A 17,342-nucleotide genomic window follows, 5' to 3' on the forward strand; every position below is an offset into this window, starting at 1 on the left:
GCGGCAACCGTCTGCCGGTCAGTTTCCGCCCTGCATGGTTGGCGCTTTCTTAACCATGTTCGGCGACACTGGTGTTGCACGATGACTGTGCCTCGACGAGCGATTCCGGCTCACGAACCTTCTCTCCAGGATCGACGATGCCCGTCATTACCTTCGCCAACACCAAGGGCGGGGCCGGCAAGACCACGGCCGTGCTGCTGCTTGCCAGCGAACTTGCCCATATGGGTCACCGCGTCACCGTTCTCGATACGGATCCGCAGCACTGGATGTCCCGCTGGTTTGACCTGTCGCCGCCGATGCCGCGCCTCACCGTCACGCCTTATGTGACGCAGGCTTCGCTTGACCGGCACGTGGAAGAGGCCCGCGCCACCGCCGATTACGTGCTGATCGACCTGCCCGGCGTGCGCAGCCCCCTGCTCGCCAAGGCGATCGGCATGTCCGACCATGTGCTGATCCCCATCCAGGGATGCGCCATGGATGCGCAGGGCGGCGCCCATGTGCTGGAACTGCTGCAGTATCTGGAAACCAAGCTCGGCATGCGCGTACCCCATTCGGTGGTGCTCACCCGCGTCAACTCCATGGTGACGACCCGCGCCCTTCTCGCCGTGAAGGGCCTGCTCGCGCAGCGCAATGTCGATGTGCTGAACACGCCGATCATCGAGCGCTCGGCCTTCCGCGATGTCTTCGATTGCGGCGGCACGCTGCATATGCTGGATCCCGCCCGCATCAGCAATCTCGACAAGGCGCTGGAGAATGTCCGGCTTTATGCGGAGGAGATCCTACGCCGGGTGCCGGCCGCACGCTCTGCCGCAGGCCGCAGCGCGGCCTGACTTTTCTTTTTTGCAGACACCTCTGACGCCCCGGCCATCAGGCGCGGGGCGTTTCGTCGTCGTCGAGGACGCGCCAGGCAGCCCCGTCGAGATCCTCGTACTGCCCGTTGCGCAGCGACCAGAGGAAGGCGCCGAGCCCCAGCCCGCCGAGCAGCAGCGCAACGGGAATGAGGTAGATCAGCATGTTCATGCCAGTTTCGCCTCCCGTGTCACCGGTCCGGCCGGTGCCTGTCCTGCCCGGCCGCTCGTCGCGACTGGGCGGCGAAACCGGTTGAGCCGCAGTGCGTTGACGATCACGATCAGCGAAGAGGTGGACATGGCGACGGAAGCGAGCAGCGGTGTTGCATAGCCCGCCATGGCAAAGGGAACGGCGATCATGTTGTAGCCGATGGCGAGACCGAAATTCTCGCGGATCAACCGGCCGGCGCGGCGCGAAATGGCGAGCGCCGTCGGCACCGCATCGAGCCCATCATGCAGGAAAACGATATCGGCGGCCTGCCGGCCGATATCGGCCGCCGTCGCCGGTGCCATGGAGACATGCGCGGCACTCAAGGCCGGGGCATCGTTGATGCCATCGCCCACCATCAACGCACGATGGCCGGCAGCGGCAAGGTCGTTGCAGGCCTCCACCTTGCCCTGCGGGGAAAGTTCGGCCTTCCAGCCATCGAGAGTAAGGTGTTCGGCCATGGCGGCAACCGTCGTCCGGCGATCGCCGGACAGCATCAGCGTCGCGAGGCCCTCCGCCTTCAGCGCCGCGACGGCCTCTTCCGCGCCGGGACGCGGCGTATCTTCCAGCAGGAAGCGGGCCAGTTCATCGCCGTTCAGCGAGAGCACCACCTCGGACGCGCCGCTATCGGCCTGCGCCACCGTCTCCGGACAGGCAAAGGCGCGGCTGCCGAGGCGATACGTTCCCTCCGGCATCTCGGCCAGAAGCCCCTGCCCCGGCAGCTCGCGCACCGTCTCAATGAGCGGCACCGGGCCGGCATGGGCCGCATGGAGGGCGCGCGACAGCGGGTGGCGCGAATGGGCCGCGATGGCGGCGGCCATCGCCCGCGACGACGGTTTTCCGCGCGCCTCGATCAGTCGCGGGCGGCCGAGCGTCAGCGTGCCGGTCTTGTCGAAGATCACGGTGTCGATTTCGGCAAGCCGTTCCATGGCAGATCCGTCGCGCACCATGATCCCGTGCTGAAAGAGGCGACCGGCAGCGACCACCTGCACCACCGGCACCGCCAGACCAAGCGCACAGGGACAGGTGATGATGAGGACGGCAATCGCGATCAGCAACGCCTGCTTCCAGTCACCGCCGAGAATGCCCCAGCCGAGAAAGGTGAGGATCGCCAGGAGGTGGACGGCCGGCGCATAGATGGACGCGGCGCGATCGGCAATGCGGCGATACTGCGCCCGTCCGCCTTCGGCCGCTTCCATCAGCGCAATGATTTCGGCAAGGAAGGACTGGCGCGCGGTGGCTGTTGCGGTGACGATCAGCGAGCCGGTGAGGCTGACGGTGCCCGCCTGCACGGCAACACCCGGACGCACCGCGACGGGCACGCTTTCGCCCGTCGCAATCGACACGTCGAGATCGCTTTCGCCGGACAGCACGATGCCATCGACGGGGACGCGGTCGCCGGCGGCAATCGCAATGCGATCGCCCGGCACCACCTCGGACACCGGCCGATAGTCGCGGCTCCCGTCCGGCTGCACGACCAGCGCGCCGCGCGGGGCAAGCCGCGCAAGGCCGGTGATGGCGGAGCGGGCGCGGTCCCGCATGATGTGATCGAGCGTGCGGCCGATCAGCAGGAAGAACAGCAGCGAGGCGGTGGCATCGAACCAGGCATGCTCGCCATGGTGCAGGGTTTCCCAGAGCGAGACGGCATAGGAGAGCGTGATCGCCAGCGCGATCGGCACATCCATATTGGTGCGCCCGTGCTTCAGCACCGACCAGGCGGAGCGATAGAAGAAGCGTCCGCCATAGACGAGCGCCGGAGCAGCGATCATCGCCGAGATCCAGTGGAAAAGGTCACGGGTGGAGGCATCCGCCCCGGACCAGACGGAGACCGAGAGAAGCATGATGTTGGCAGCGGCAAAACCGGTAACGGCAACGCCGCGGATGAGGTCCGCCCGCAGCCGGTCGCTCGCCTCGAGATCCTCGCCGAACAGGTGCGAATCATAACCGGTGGCGCGCTGGATGGCTTCGGCGAAACGCACCGGATCGGCAGCCTCTCCCGTCCCTTCGGCACGCCAGACGATCGAGACGCGCTTTGTCGACAGGTTGACACGCGCCTTCACCACGCCTTCGACGCCCCGCAGTGCCCCTTCGATCGCCGTGATACAGGCTCCGCAATGAACACCGGGCACGCTGAGATCCGTCTGCCGCCGGCCCTCGCCGAGATCCCGGGCGGACAGCATCAGCTCTTCGCGGGAGGGAAGCGCATGGGCTGCGCCGTCCAGTTCCAGCGCGCCTTCGGTTCCGGGCGCACAGCAGCTCATTTCACCTCTCCCAGCACAGCAATGCGACGCGAATGGTGCAGGATCCGCTTGCCGTCCTTGAAAGCACTGACATCGGCAATCCAGTAGCCCTGGGCCACCGCATGGGAGACCTCATAGGCGCCCTTGCCCGCATCCGTCAGTGCCACTTCGAAATCCTGGTGGTCGCCCACCGGCCGCTTGAAGATGGCGGTGACCTGATCGGCGAAGACCGGCCGACCTGCCTCGTCGGAAATCACATAGCGGATCAGACCATCGCGTGCGGTCAGGGTACCGGAAATGCCGCTGGCGTTCAGCGCCTTCGCCTCGGCCACCTTGCCGTTGAACTGCTGGCTGGCGACATAGGTGTTGTCCACCACCAGCCCGCTCCAGCTGTGCACCGCCTGATAGGCCATGTAGAAATTGACGGAGATGATCGTGCCGAAGAAGAGGCAGACCACGGCCAGCATATGCCAGCCGGTGAAGACGAATTCCTTGAGCTGACGGGTGGTCATCACTTGCCTCCGGGCGAGTTGAAGGTGGCGTTGTAGACATCGCGCTCATGGCTGGCGCGGTCCTCGGCGATGAAGCGGAAGCCTTCGCGCGCATCGGCAATGGCCTCCTTCGGCAGGGTCACGAAGACCTTCAGCGTGGTGGCCTTGTCCGGTTCCACGGGCACGACGAAGACGCGGTCCGAATAGTCGCTCGACAGTTGCGGGATCTTCATTTCCGCCTTGCTGAGTCCCTGCAGCGACAGAAGAACCGTGCGGCGTTCCGGGATCATGTTGAGCAGCCGGATCGTGTAACCGTTGCGGATCGAGCCGTCCGATTCGAGCACATATTGCGGGTTGCGGTCATGGATAACGTTGACCTCCAGCCGGTCGCGGCTGAGAAGCGCCACCAGAAGGCCGATGCCGACCGCGCTCCACACGCCGAGATAGATCAGCGTGCGGGGCCGGAAGATGATCCGCCAGTTGAAGTGGCGCACCTGATCGGAGAAGGTGCCGTCAGCGGTGCGGACGCGGGCCGGATCGATCGTGCTGCGGCCATTGTCGGTGGCAAGCGCCATATTGGTTTCGTATTCGTTGAGCGTCGCATAGGCGATCAGCCCGCGTTCGCGGCCGAGCTTGTCCATCACCCCGTCGCAGGCATCGATGCACAGCGCGCAGGTGATGCAGGCCAGTTGCTGCCCGTCGCGAATGTCGATCCCCATGGGACAGACGGCCACGCAAGCATTGCAATCCACGCAATCACCCAGGACCTGATTGGCGGCAGCCGCCTTCTTGGCATGCTTGCCGCGGGGTTCGCCGCGCCAGTCGTTATAGGTCACGACGAGCGACTGCTCGTCCAGCATGGCGCCCTGGATGCGCGGCCATGGGCACATGTAGATGCAGACCTGTTCGCGCATCAGGCCGCCCAGCACATAGGTGGTGGCGGTCAGGATGGCCACGGTCGAATAGGCGACGTAATTTGCCTGGCCGGTGACGAAATCGAAGGCAAGGGCCGGCGCATCGGCAAAATAGAAGATCCAGGCACCGCCGGTCGCCACCGCGATCGCCAGCCAGATGGCGTGCTTGACCGTGCGTTTCCAGAGCTTGGACGCGCTCCAGGGCGCGGCATCGAGCTTCATGCGGGCGTTGCGATCCCCTTCGACGAAACGTTCGACCACCAGAAACAGATCGACCCAGACCGTCTGCGGACAGGTATAGCCGCACCAGGCGCGCCCGACGGCGGAGGTGACGAGAAACAGGCCGAACCCGGCCATTACGAGAAGCCCCGCCACGAAGAAGAATTCCTGCGGCCAGATCTCGATGAAGAAGAAATAGAAGCGCCGGCTCGCCAGATCGATCAGTACGGCCTGATCCGGCGCATACGGACCCCGGTCCCAGCGGATCCAGGGCGTCAGATAGTAGATGCCGAGTGTCACCAGCATCACCAGCCACTTGAATCGCCGGAAACGACCCTCTGCCCGCTTGGGAAAGATCTTCTGCCGCGCGGCATAAAGCGGCTCCGGCACCGGCTGGCCCGAGCTGGCCGGACCTGCGTCAGGCTGTCGATCGCCCGCCTCATCTGCGGGATGTTCTGGTCGTGCGGTTTGGAAAGACATGGGCCCCATCCTTTGTCGACGAGACCCTGCCGTCAAAGCGGCCGCCATTCCTTGACCGAAATCAATAGGCGGGGTGCGACCTTTGCGCCCAATGGGGCGAAGATCAGCATTTGTGCGTATACTCGGCAAAACAGGAGGTGGCTGATGGGCAAGCACAGACTGGAAATCGAACGGACGGATGACCTTCTGTCCCGCATCGACAGCGTCTCGGCCCGCACCAGCATTCCCGCATGGGTGTGGTGGTCGAAACACTGCGGGAGCACCTGCCGGAGGTCGATGGGGCGGATGCAGGGTCGGGAAACCTGCAAACCCCGCCGTTCTTGATGAGGCTCATCGAGGTACTACGCCTCAAGGTTTACCGATCGGATCGCGATCTCCAACTCTTCACGACGAACGGCCGGGGCATGCGCGCCCCGGCCGGTCTTGCCTTGCAGTCTCTGTCGGAAGCGTGACTTATTCGCCGCCGCCGAGAGAATGGATGTAAACGGCCAGTTCCTTGACGGTGCTGTCGCCGAGGCGGGCCTGCCAGGCCGGCATCACGCCATGCTTTGGCTGGCGCACCTGCTGGGCGATCTCCGCCTCGCCCTTCACCTTCAGCCAGATGGCATCCGAAAGGTTCGGCGCGCCGAACTCGCGGTTGCCCTTGGCGTCCTCGCCATGGCAGGAGGCACAGTTGTCGATGAACACCTGCTTGCCGGGGCCGACCATGGCCGCATCGCGCGGCTTGCCGGTGAGGCTGACCACATAGGCGGCCACCTGACGGATTTCATCGGGCTTCAGGATCTCGCCGAAGGCCGGCATTTCCGAAACGCGCGTCTCCGGGTCATCTGCATAGCGGATACCGTGGGCAATCGTCTGGTGAATGGCCTCGGCGCTACCGCCCCACAGCCAGTCGTCGTCATTGAGGTTCGGATAGCCGGCACCGCCGGCGGCACCCGAACCATGGCACTGGACGCAGTTGACCTTGAAAGCTGCGGCACCGGCCGCCGTCGCGAACTGGGTCATCTGCGGGTCAGCCAGGATCTCGCCGAGCGACGAGGCCGCGATCTTGTCGGTAATGGCGCTCTGTGCCGCCTTGGCGGTCGCGACCTCCCTGGCGAGTTCATTGCGGCTCGAATAGCCGAACATGCCGCGCGTCGCATCCGTCAGCATCGGCCATGCCGGGTACACGACGGTATAGGCAATGGCCCAGAGGATGGTCGCGTAGAAGGTCCACAGCCACCAGCGTGGCAGCGGATTGTTCAGCTCGCGGATGCCGTCCCACTCATGGCCGGTGGTTTCGACGCCGCTGATGTCATCAATATGTCTGTCCGCCATGATCAATCCTCCTTCAGAGGGATTTGTGCGGCGTCATTCGCCGAGGACTTCGCGCCGGGGCGCAGGGTGGAGACCACCACGCCGACAAAGAAGAGAGCCATCACCAGAAGACCCCAGCTGTCGGCGAAGTGGCGCATTGCAGTATAGACTTCCATGGCCTGTCCTCCTCAGCGGTAGCCGGTGGCATCGTCATAGGTCGAGAAATCGACCAGCGTGCCAAGCATCTGCAGATAGGCGACCAGCGCATCCATTTCGGTGAGCTTGGTCGGATCGCCGTCGAAATCGCCGACTTTGGCCTTCGGATAGCGGGCGAGAAGCGCGGAGGTGTCCGCGTTCGGATCGGCCTGTGCGACGAGATCGGCGCGGGCGCTGTCGATCATCTCCTGCGTGTAGGGCACGCCGACCAGCGCGTTGGCCTTCAGTTCCATGCCGACATCGGTCACCTTCAGAGGCGTTTCCTTGAGGAAGGCGTAGCTCGGCATGATCGATTCCGGCACCACGTCGCGCGGGCGGATCAGGTGCTGGACGTGCCATTCGTTCGAATAGCGGTCGCCGACACGGGCCAGATCCGGCCCGGTGCGCTTGGAGCCCCACTGGAAGGGGTGGTCGTACATGCTTTCGGCAGCCAGGCTGTAATGACCGTAGCGTTCCACCTCGTCACGGAACGGTCGGATCATCTGGCTGTGGCAGACATAGCAGCCTTCGCGGATGTAGATGTTGCGCCCGGCCAGCTCCAGCGGCGAATAGGGCCGCATGCCTTCCACCTTCTCGATGGTGTTCTCGAGATAGAAGAGCGGGGCGATCTCGACGATGCCGCCGATCGAAACCACGAGCAGCGAGCCGACCAGAAGCAGCGTCGCATTGCGCTCGATGAACTGGTGTTTGTCCATAAGAGACATGGGATCCGCTCCTTATTCGGCAGGCTGGAGACCGGCAGGAACGGCGCCCGGAAGCGTTTCCTGTCTCTCGTAGCCGAGGATGGTCATGGTGATGTTGAAGGCCATGATGAGCGAGCCCGCCAGATACATCAGGCCGCCGACGGCGCGCAGGACGTAGTAGGGGAACATCGCGGCAACGGCTTCGGCGAAGGAATAGACCAGGAAGCCCTGGCTGTCGTATTCGCGCCACATCAGGCCCTGCTGGACGCCGGCCACCCACATGACGGCGGCGTAGACGACGATGCCGAGCGTTGCGAGCCAAAAGTGCCAGTTGACCATGGCAAGGCTGTAGAGGCGATTGCGGTGCCACAGCTTCGGCACGAGGAAGTAGACAGCGCCGAAGGAGATCATGCCGACCCAGCCGAGCGCGCCGGAATGCACGTGACCGATGGTCCATTCGGTGTAATGGCTGAGCGAGTTGACCGCCTTGACGGACATCATCGGACCTTCGAAGGTCGACATGCCGTAGAAGGCAATCGCAATCACCATCATGCGGATGATCGGGTCGGTGCGGATCTTGTCCCAGGCGCCCGAAAGCGTCATCAGGCCGTTGATCATACCGCCCCAGGAAGGCATCCACAGCATGATCGAGAAGACCATGCCGAGCGTCTGCGCCCAGTCCGGCAGCGCCGTGTAATGCAGATGGTGCGGGCCGGCCCAGATATACATGAAGATCAGGGCCCAGAAGTGGATGATCGACAGGCGGTAGGAATAGACCGGGCGCCCGGCCTGCTTGGGCACGAAATAATACATCATGCCGAGGAAGCCGGCCGTCAGGAAGAAGCCGACGGCGTTATGGCCGTACCACCACTGCGTCAACGCATCCTGCACGCCCGAAAAAGCCGAATAGCTCTTCACGCCGAGGAAGGAGACCGGCACCGCCAGGTTGTTGACCACATGCAGCATGGCGATCGTGACGATGAAGGCGAGATAGAACCAGTTGGCCACATAGATATGCGGCTCCTTGCGCATCAGGATCGTGCCGAGGAAGGCAACCAGGTAGGCAACCCAGACGACGGTCAGCCAGAGGTCGACATACCATTCGGGCTCTGCGTATTCGCGCCCCTGGGTGATGCCGAGCAGATAGCCGGTGGCGGCCATGACGATGAACAGCTGATAGCCCCAGAACACAAACCAGCCGAGGCCGTCACCGCCGAACAGGCGCACGCGACAGGTCCGCTGCACCACGTAGAACGAGGTGCAGATCAGCGCATTGCCGCCAAAGGCGAAGATAACGGCGGAGGTATGAAGGGGACGCACGCGGCCGAAATTGAACCACGGCCCGAAATTCAGGTCCGGGAAGGCCAGCTGAAGGGCAATCACCACGCCGACGAGAAAACCCACCACGCCCCAGAACGTGGTCGCGATGGTTCCATATTTGATGACCTCGTCGAAATAGCCGGAGCGATCCACCCGAACGGCGGCCTCACCCGCAGGCGCGAACCTGACACGACGCAGCAGGACGATCATGCTGGCGGCAAGCGTAAAGAAGAGCACCCACATATGGGCGGCAAACAGATCATCGTGGGCAAAGCCGGCACCGAGAAGCGCCAGGAACGCCCCCGCGGTCAGCGCCACGATTGGTACGGTATTGTTCATCTTGAACATCCCCCAAAGGCGAACAATGAAAGGGGGGCGATCGCTGCGACCGATCAGACACCCCGCCTGATGGGCACAACTCTCATTTTCGTGAAGACGAGGCCTTGATCTGAATCAACAGCCCGTTGCGCTGCGGGAAAGGCGCGAATGGACAGCCCGCCGGGATTGGATTAGGACGTATTTAAGCAATTGATCAGATGATGCTCTTTCGATGGCTTCAGGGTCAGATGCGCTTGGCACGAGGTGGCACGGTCGTTCGATGGAAATGTTGAAGCAGAGGGCGATCTGGCAGGCCTGCGCACTGGCGGTGATCGGCGGTATCGTCATCGCCATGTGCGTCGCATTCGATGTCGCAGAGGCGATCGCCGTCTGGATCAGCCAGCACGAGGATTACCAGGCCGATGAGGTGATGCTCTCGCTCTATGTTATCGGCGTTCTCGGCATCCTCTACGGCGCGCTGCGGATCGTTGACCTGAAGCAGGAGCGCAAGCGGCGCGAACAGGCGGAACGGCGCGCCGACTGGATGGCCGTCCATGACAGCCTGACCGGCCTGCACAACCGTCACAGCCTTGAGGACAAGCTGAACCAGATGGGCCGGCGCAACGGCGGCCGCTTCGCCATGCTGATCATCGATCTGGACGGTTTCAAGCGGATCAACGATCTGGTGGGGCATCAGGCCGGTGACGCCGTGCTGCAGGCCGTCGCGGACAGGCTGCGCGAGCATGTGGCAAGCGACTCGGTCTTTCGGCTCGGCGGCGACGAGTTCGTCGTCTTCGTGGACAAGGCCGCTGCAGCACCACAGCTGGCGCGCACGCTGCTGCAGGCGCTGAACCGGCCGGTCGTTTTCCGGGACACCTCGCTGGATGTCGGCGCCAGCATCGGCATGGCGAGCTGCCCGGACAATGCGTCCGATGCGCGCGAATGCCTCCGATGCGCCGATGCCGCGATGTATGCGGCCAAGGCCGCCGGCCGCGGCGCGCTGCGCGCCTTCGACAACAGCATGCGCGAGCAGATGCTGCTGCGCGACCGTGACGAACGCGCCTTGCGTGACGCCATCACTGCCGGCCGCATCAAGCCCTTCTACCAGCCGATCATCGACCTCTCGGACAACAGAATTTGCGGCTTCGAGGCCCTGGCCCGCTGGGAGCGGGAGGACGGGATTGTGGTATCTCCCGGCGATTTCATTCCTCTTGCGGAGGAAACCGGGCTGATCCTGGAACTGACGGAGAGCCTGCTGACCACCGCCTGCCAAGATGCCATGACATGGCCGGGTGACATTCTTCTCTCCTTCAACATATCGCCGATCCAGCTGCAGGATCCGCTTCTCGGCGTGCGCATTCTCAGGATCCTGTCCGCCGCCGGGCTGCCGCCGAGCCGGCTGGAAATCGAGATCACCGAAACGGCGCTTATCCAGGACGTGCGCACGGCCGCAACGATCCTCGGCGATCTGCGCACCGCCGGCATCACCATCGCGCTCGATGATTTCGGCACCGGCTATTCCAGCCTTGCACATCTGTCGAACCTGAGTTTCGACAAGATCAAGATCGATCGCAGCTTCGTATCGTCCTTCCAGGACCAGGAACGGCAGGAAAAGATCGTCAAGGCCATTGTCGGCCTCGGCATCGGCCTCGACGTGCCGACGACGGCGGAAGGGATCGAGACAGCGAACCAGTTGGCCTCGCTGACCGGCATGGGCTGTACCTATGGACAGGGCTATCTGTTCGGCCGTGCCGTCCCGGCTGCGGAGGCTGCCATCATGCTCTCTTCACCGCACTGGCAAGATCTTGCCTCAGAGCAGGACACGACAGCAACGACGCGGCGCGCGCAAAACCAGTAATGTTCTTTCAAGTGGCTTTGAAATCAGCGCTTTCGGGAGAAGCTGAACTGGTCGGAGTGGAGTGATTCGAACACTCGACCCCCACGTCCCGAACGTGGTGCGCTACCAGACTGCGCTACACTCCGTGACCAGTGGCGCCTCTATAGACGAGGAGATTTTAATGCACAAGCACCCTTTTCATTTTTTTGTCGCAGAAATTTCGGACCTCGCACGCCACCGCGGCCGGGCAAAGCAGCAACGGACATCGTGATTTCGCCGCATTGCAAAAACTCAATACTTTTCATCTGCATGATAAGGAAATAAGCTTTCCTTGAGAGTGAAGCCCTTGCGGAAACCTGGGGCGTTGCGCGCAAGCCGGAGCAAAGGTGCCTTGTCGCCCGAGGTACCGGACAGAACATTTTGAATGACGAGACAGATGACATACGAAAAGCTTTCCGCGGCCTCGAAAGAACTCTCACGATGGCTTGATGAGGACGCGCTACCGCTATGGCGCGACAGGGGCTTCCATGGCGAGGCGGGCGGCTTTTCGGAAACCGTGACGCTTGGGGGACAGCCGACGGATGCGCACCGGCGTGCGCGCGTGCACCCGCGGCAGGTCTACTGTTTCGCAGAGGCCGGCGTGCGCGGCTGGACGGGAGACTGGCAAACGCCCGTTCAGGCAGGACTTGCCTTCTTCGACCGGGTCTACCGTCTGGACAGCGGTTTCTACGCCGCGCTGGCCGACAAGGACGGTCAATTGCTGGATACCAGCTTCGACCTCTACAACCAGGCCTTCGCCATCCTCTCATTCGTCTACACGGCCAGGGTTTATCCGGAGAGACAGGCGGAAATGGCGGCGCGGACCTCGGCCATGCTGGCGTCGCTGAAGGCTGGCTACGCGCATCCGGAAGCGGGTTTCGAGGAGGACAATCCCGCCCGCCTTCCGCTCTGTTCCAATCCGCACATGCATCTCTTCGAGGCGAGCCTTGCCTGCGAGGCGGCAGAAGGATTCGATGCGACCGCCTGGACCGCCTTTTCCGACGAGATCGCTGCACTGTGCATGCGCCGCTTCATCGATGGCGAAAATGGTGGCCTGCGCGAATTTTTCAATCACGACTGGAGCCCCTTCGACGGCGAGAAGGGCCGCATCATGGAGCCCGGCCATCAGTTCGAATGGGCCTGGCTGCTGGCGCGCTGGGGAGAACGTCGCGGGAATGCGGAGGCACTGGCAAAGGCCCGTCGCCTGTTCGAAATCGGCGAGACGCACGGCATCTGCGCGACGCGCAAGGTCGCCGTCATGACGCTGCTCGACGACTTTTCGGTTGCAGACCCGCTGGCCCGGCTCTGGCCCCAGACGGAATGGATCAAGAGCGCGGCACGCCTCGCCGTCTTGTCGCAGGGCCTCGAGCGGGAACGCTATGTTCAATCGGCGCTTGCCGCCTGCGCGGCGCTGTCATTGTTCCTCGACACGCCACTGGCGGGCCTCTGGCGCGACAAGATGAAGGGTGACGGCAGCTTCATCGAGGAGGCGGCACCGGCCAGTTCCTTCTATCACATCCTTTGCGCGATCTACGAACTCGAGGACTGCCTCGCCGCACTCGACAGAGCCTCCGGTGTGGCTGTCTGATCGCAGCCGCTGTCCGATCTCAACCCGTCCCAAGACCCAAGGAAGCATCCATGAAATTCGGCACCAGCGGCCTGCGCGGCCTCGTCACGGAACTGGAAGGGCATGCCTCGGCGCTCTATGCAACCGCCTTCGCCCGCTATCTGCTGGAGAGCGGCAAGGCAAAGCCCGGTGACCCGATCTATGTCGCCGGCGATTTCCGCCCCTCAAGCCCGGATATTGCGGCGACCTGCATTGGCGCGCTGTCGCGTGCCGGCCTCAGCCCGGTCGACTGCGGCGCGATCCCGACACCGGCGCTCGCCCTCTATGCCATGTCGAAGGGCGCCGCCTCCCTGATGATCACCGGCTCGCATATTCCGGCCGACCGCAACGGCATCAAGTTCTACCGCCCCGATGGTGAAATCGACAAGCAGGACGAACTGGCGATCACCACGCTGGCAGACTCCATGGCCAGTGACCTTCTCGACCTTGCACCCGGTTCTGCGCCAAAGGAGGAAGCGGTAGCCGCGGCCCTGTTTGCCGCGCGCAATGCGGCCATCCTGCCGGAGAACGGTCTGGCAGGCCTGAAGATCGGCGTCTACCAGCACAGCACCGTCGCACGTGACCAGCTGGTCGACGTGCTTGCCGGCTATGGCGCAGACGTTTTGCCGCTCGGCCGCTCCGAAACCTTCATTCCCGTTGATACCGAAGCCGTCTCCGAGCAGTCGATCGTGCTGTTCCGGGCCTGGACCGCCGAGCACAGCCTCGATGCCGTGGTCTCCGCGGATGGTGACGGCGACCGCCCGCTGGTGACAGACGAGACCGGCACGCCATTGCGCGGCGACCTGCTCGGCCTGATCGTCGCCAACTTTCTCGGTGCCCGCGTGGCCGTCACACCCGTCACCTCCAATTCCGGCATCGAAGCCTCGGGAGATTTCCGCGTCGTGCGCACCAGGGTCGGCTCGCCCTTCGTCATCGAGGGCATGCTTTCAGCCCTTGCCGCGGGCGATGGGGCCGTGATGGGCTTCGAAGCGAATGGCGGCCTGCTGACCGCCTCCGATTTCACGCTGAACGGCACGACACTGTCGGCCCTGCCGACGCGTGACAGCTTCCTGCCCGTGCTGGCCACCCTTTATCTGGCAAGACAGCAGGGCAAGACCCTGTCCGCGACGGCGGCAGACTTCCGCCTGCCAATCGCTGCCGCCGACCGGCTGGAGAATTTTCCGGTTGCGACCAGTTCCGCCCTGATGGCGCATCTGCGCGCCACGCCGGACAATCTGGCGGGGTTCCTCGCGCCGCTTGGCCGTGTCAGATCATCGACCGACGTGGATGGCCTGCGCACGACGCTGGAGGATGGCCGCATCATTCATCTGCGCCCTTCCGGCAATGCGCCGGAAATGCGCTGCTATGTGGAGGCCGCTACGGAAGAGGACGCAGCTTCCCTTCTGCGGCAGGGTCTTGACCTGATCCGCGCCTGGGCTGCCCGCAGCTGAGCAGACCGCTCGCAAAAGTGGAACAACGCCAGCCTCCAGCGCCCTGACGGGCCGCGGTGCCCGTGCCGACGAGAAGGTGGCGTGCACACCATTGACCTTGCGCGGTCTGCGCGAAATATCATGCGAAAGCATGCGTTTCGAGCGAAGGCTCGCCGTGTCGAGCGCTTGCAACTGAGAATGGTTGACGGACGGAAGGCGACATGGGACCACAGTGCCGAACAAGGAACCAGGTGACCCATGGCGGCTGATGGCATGACGGGCAGCGGATTTTCCTTTCCGGCGGGGGGCGGCCAGATGGGCGCGCTGATCCGCGGCTTCGATTGGGTGGCGACCAGTCTCGGCCCCATCGAGCAATGGCCGCAAAGCCTGAAATCCGTCACCAGCATGCTGCTGCTCTCTCCCGTACCGATCGTCCTCCTGTGGGGTGAGGACGGCGTGATGATCTACAATGACGCCTATTCGGTGTTTGCAGGAGACCGCCATCCGCAACTGCTCGGTTCGAAGGTCCGTGAAGGCTGGGCGGAGGTCGCGGAATTCAACGACAACGTGATGCGCGTCGGCCTTTCCGGCGGCACGCTTGCCTATCGCAACCAGGAACTGACACTTATCCGCAATGGTCGGCCGGAACCGGTCTGGATGAATCTGGACTACTCGCCGGTTGTCGACGAGAGCGGAAAGCCGGCCGGCGTCATCGCCATCGTGGTGGAAACCACACAGAACGTGATCGCCGAGCGGCGCCTGCGCGAAAGCGAGAACCGTTTCCGGGCGCTGACGCTCGCCACTTCCGATGCGGTCTATCGGCTGAGCGCCGACTGGGTCGAGATGCGCCAGCTGGACGGACGCGGCTTTCTTGCCAATCTCTACCGGCCGAGCTCCCGCTGGATCGAGGAATACCTGCCGGTGGAGGACCGGCCGGCTATCGGCGCGGCGATTGCCCGCTCGATCCGCACGCGGCGCCCCTTCCAGATGGAACATCGCATCCGCAAGGCCGATGGCTCGATCGGCTGGGTTCTGTCTCGCGCCGTGCCGGTGGCCGATGGCAGCGGCGAAATTGTCGAATGGTTTGGCGCCGCCACCGATGTCACCGAACGCCACCGCGCCGAGGCGCGCCGCGAGGCACTCATCCGTCTGACACGCGAGATCCAGTCGCTCTGGGATGCCGAAGAGATCGCGCTTTCGGCCGCCCGCATCATCGGCGAGACTCTGGAGGCAAGCCGCGCCGGCTATGGAACGGTCGACGAGGCACTCGAATCCTTTACCATCGTGAAGGCCTGGAATGCGGAAGGCATCACCGATGTGCGGGAAAACCTGAACCTGAAGCTGCTGCCGGGCATCGTCCAGGACGTGCTCAACGATCGCATCGCTGTCGTCAACGACGTGCTGGAGGATCCGCGCGTGCAGCCGGCGGTCGAGCATCTGCTGAGCCGCAGCGCCCGGGCGCTGGTCAATGTCGGCATCGTGGAGAAGGGACGGATCGTGGCCGTCTTCTTCGTCAATTCCAACAGCGTGCGCCAATGGTCCGGCGAGGATACCGAGTTCATCCGCGAGGTTGCCTCGCGCGCCCATACCGCCATCGAGCGCGTGCGCGCCGAGCATGCGCTGCAGAAACTCGCCAGCTCATTGGAAGCCGATGTCGAGCAGCGCACCCGCGAGCGCGACCGGATCTGGCATAACACGCAGGATCTGAACGTCGTCGTGGACAAGAACGGTATCTTCCACGCCGTCAATCCGGCCGTGACCAAGCTGCTGGGCTGGACGGAGGCGGAGGTGCTCGGACGGCATCTGTTCGACTTCATCATTCCGGAAGATCACGAGGCCACTCTATCCACCTTTGCCATCAATCTCACGGGCGAATTCCCCCCCTTCGAAAACCGCTACCGGCACAAGGAGGGCGGTCATCGCTGGATTTCCTGGGTGGCGGGTGCCGATGGGGATCTCATTTATGGCAGCGGCCGCGACGTGACGCGGGAAAAGGAGGCCGCCGCCGCACTGGCCGCCTCGGAAGAGGCATTGCGTCAGGCGCAGAAGATGGAGGCGGTCGGCCAGCTGACCGGCGGTCTTGCCCATGACTTCAACAACATTCTCGCTGGCATCAGCGGCAGCCTCGAACTGATCCTGCTGCGCCTGACGCAGGGCCGCATTTCGGACGCCGAGCGCTATGTGGGCGCTGCACAGGGGGCCACGAAACGCGCGGCAGCACTGACACATCGTCTCCTTGCCTTCTCCCGCCGGCAAACGCTCGACCCGCGCCCCACCGATCCGAATGCGCTGGTGGCGGGAATGGAGGAATTGATCCGCCGTTCCGTCGGCCCGGAAATTTCAGTGGAGACGGAGTTGCAGCCGGATCTGTGGCACACGCTAGTCGATCCGGGTCAGCTCGAGAACGCGCTTCTCAACCTCAGCATCAATGCGCGCGACGCCATCGTCGGCAGCGGAAGGTTGATCATCCGCACCCGTAACCAGCAGCTCTCCGCGCAGGCAGCGGCCGAGCGGAACCTGAAGCCCGGCGACTACGTGGTCCTGTCGGTCAGTGACAATGGAACCGGAATGACGCCGGATGTGGCAAGCCGCGCCTTCGATCCCTTCTTCACCACCAAGCCCATCGGTCAGGGAACCGGGCTTGGTCTGTCGATGATCTATGGCTTTGCCCGACAGTCGGGTGGTCATGCACTGATCGTCACCGAACCCGGGCGCGGAACGGAGGTGTTCATCTACCTGCCGCGTCACGGTATCGATGCGGTTGCCGCGGATGCACCGCAGACCACGATGGAAAAGGTGCCGCTCGCGCAGGGAGCCGGCGAAACCGTGCTGGTGGTGGATGACGAACCGCTGGTGCGCATCCTGATTACCGAGGTGCTGGAGGAACTCGGCTACAAGGCGCTAGAGGCGGGCGAAGCCTCAGAAGCGCTGCCACATCTGGAATCCGGCGAACGCATCGATCTGATGGTCACCGATGTCGGACTGCCGAACGGCATCAACGGCCGGCAGCTGGCCGACGCGGCCCGAACGCTGCGCCCAGGCCTGAAGATCCTGTTCATCACCGGCTATGCGGAAAACGCCGTGCTGAACCAGAACAATCTGGAACCCGGCATGTATGTGATGACCAAGCCCTTTGCCATGGACGCGCTGGCAAACCGGATCCGCCAGCTGATCCGGGAGTGATCACTTCGGATCTG

Annotated in this window: 14 protein-coding genes and 1 tRNA gene; 6 read left to right on the forward strand and 9 right to left on the reverse strand. The window is 63.7% G+C overall.

The window, feature by feature from the left end:
- Positions 1–137: 137 nt before the first annotated feature.
- Positions 138–830, forward strand: a complete 693-nt coding sequence (locus tag F3H95_RS25590; protein ID WP_149748034.1) for a ParA family protein — start codon at positions 138–140, stop codon at positions 828–830.
- A 37-nt stretch (positions 831–867) separates the two neighbouring features.
- Here F3H95_RS25590 and ccoS read toward each other — a convergent pair whose 3' ends face one another.
- The 4 genes from ccoS to ccoG are packed head-to-tail and all read right to left on the reverse strand — an operon-like array spanning position 868 to position 5,400.
- Positions 868–1,020: a cbb3-type cytochrome oxidase assembly protein CcoS gene (ccoS, locus tag F3H95_RS25595; RefSeq protein ID WP_143125160.1), complete on the reverse strand. Its 153-nt coding sequence runs from the start codon at positions 1,018–1,020 to the stop codon at positions 868–870.
- Entirely contained in the window at positions 1,017–3,317 is a 2,301-nt protein-coding gene (locus F3H95_RS25600; RefSeq protein ID WP_149748035.1) for a cation-translocating P-type ATPase, read from the reverse strand. The genes ccoS and F3H95_RS25600 overlap by 4 nt, the downstream gene beginning before the upstream one ends.
- Entirely contained in the window at positions 3,314–3,808 is a 495-nt protein-coding gene (locus F3H95_RS25605) for a FixH family protein (protein ID WP_149748036.1), read from the reverse strand. The genes F3H95_RS25600 and F3H95_RS25605 overlap by 4 nt, the downstream gene beginning before the upstream one ends.
- Entirely contained in the window at positions 3,808–5,400 is a 1,593-nt protein-coding gene (gene ccoG / locus F3H95_RS25610; RefSeq protein ID WP_149748037.1) for a cytochrome c oxidase accessory protein CcoG, read from the reverse strand. The genes F3H95_RS25605 and ccoG overlap by 1 nt, the downstream gene beginning before the upstream one ends.
- Before the next feature lie 230 nt (positions 5,401–5,630).
- On the opposite strand from ccoG, the gene F3H95_RS25615 reads away from it, so the two are divergent.
- Entirely contained in the window at positions 5,631–5,852 is a 222-nt protein-coding gene (locus tag F3H95_RS25615; protein WP_149748038.1) for a hypothetical protein, read from the forward strand.
- 1 nt (position 5,853) lies between these two features.
- Here the strand turns inward: F3H95_RS25615 and ccoP are convergent, their stop codons facing one another.
- The 4 genes from ccoP to ccoN are packed head-to-tail and all read right to left on the reverse strand — an operon-like array spanning position 5,854 to position 9,254.
- Positions 5,854–6,717, reverse strand: coding sequence for a cytochrome-c oxidase, cbb3-type subunit III (gene ccoP / locus F3H95_RS25620; RefSeq protein ID WP_143125166.1), 864 nt, complete (start codon positions 6,715–6,717; stop codon positions 5,854–5,856).
- Between the two features lie 2 nt (positions 6,718–6,719).
- Entirely contained in the window at positions 6,720–6,872 is a 153-nt protein-coding gene (locus F3H95_RS25625; RefSeq protein ID WP_143125167.1) for a cbb3-type cytochrome c oxidase subunit 3, read from the reverse strand.
- 12 nt (positions 6,873–6,884) lie between these two features.
- On the reverse strand, positions 6,885–7,616 hold the full coding sequence (ccoO, locus tag F3H95_RS25630) for a cytochrome-c oxidase, cbb3-type subunit II (protein WP_143125168.1): 732 nt from the start codon (positions 7,614–7,616) through the stop codon (positions 6,885–6,887).
- 12 nt (positions 7,617–7,628) lie between these two features.
- Positions 7,629–9,254: a cytochrome-c oxidase, cbb3-type subunit I gene (gene ccoN, locus F3H95_RS25635; protein WP_149748039.1), complete on the reverse strand. Its 1,626-nt coding sequence runs from the start codon at positions 9,252–9,254 to the stop codon at positions 7,629–7,631.
- A 259-nt stretch (positions 9,255–9,513) separates the two neighbouring features.
- Between ccoN and F3H95_RS25640 the strand changes: the two genes are divergently transcribed.
- Positions 9,514–11,091, forward strand: coding sequence for an EAL domain-containing protein (locus F3H95_RS25640; RefSeq protein WP_244618142.1), 1,578 nt, complete (start codon positions 9,514–9,516; stop codon positions 11,089–11,091).
- 48 nt (positions 11,092–11,139) lie between these two features.
- Here F3H95_RS25640 and F3H95_RS25645 read toward each other — a convergent pair.
- Positions 11,140–11,216 (reverse strand) — tRNA-Pro (locus F3H95_RS25645).
- A gap of 290 nt (positions 11,217–11,506) precedes the next feature.
- Between F3H95_RS25645 and F3H95_RS25650 the strand changes: the two genes are divergently transcribed.
- The 3 genes from F3H95_RS25650 (at position 11,507) to F3H95_RS25660 (ending at position 17,328) form a co-directional block, all read left to right on the forward strand.
- The gene (locus tag F3H95_RS25650; protein WP_149748040.1) at positions 11,507–12,697 is read left to right on the forward strand and encodes an AGE family epimerase/isomerase; all 1,191 of its coding nucleotides are present in this window, start codon (positions 11,507–11,509) and stop codon (positions 12,695–12,697) included.
- A gap of 50 nt (positions 12,698–12,747) precedes the next feature.
- A complete protein-coding gene (locus F3H95_RS25655; protein WP_149748041.1) occupies positions 12,748–14,166 on the forward strand; it encodes a phosphomannomutase in 1,419 nt (472 codons plus the stop codon).
- Between the two features lie 237 nt (positions 14,167–14,403).
- The gene (locus tag F3H95_RS25660) at positions 14,404–17,328 is read left to right on the forward strand and encodes a PAS domain S-box protein (RefSeq protein ID WP_143125171.1); all 2,925 of its coding nucleotides are present in this window, start codon (positions 14,404–14,406) and stop codon (positions 17,326–17,328) included.
- Positions 17,329–17,342 lie beyond the last annotated feature (14 nt).

Source organism: Rhizobium sp. RU35A (genome assembly GCF_900156005.1).
Taxonomy (GTDB): domain Bacteria; phylum Pseudomonadota; class Alphaproteobacteria; order Rhizobiales; family Rhizobiaceae; genus Neorhizobium; species Neorhizobium straminoryzae.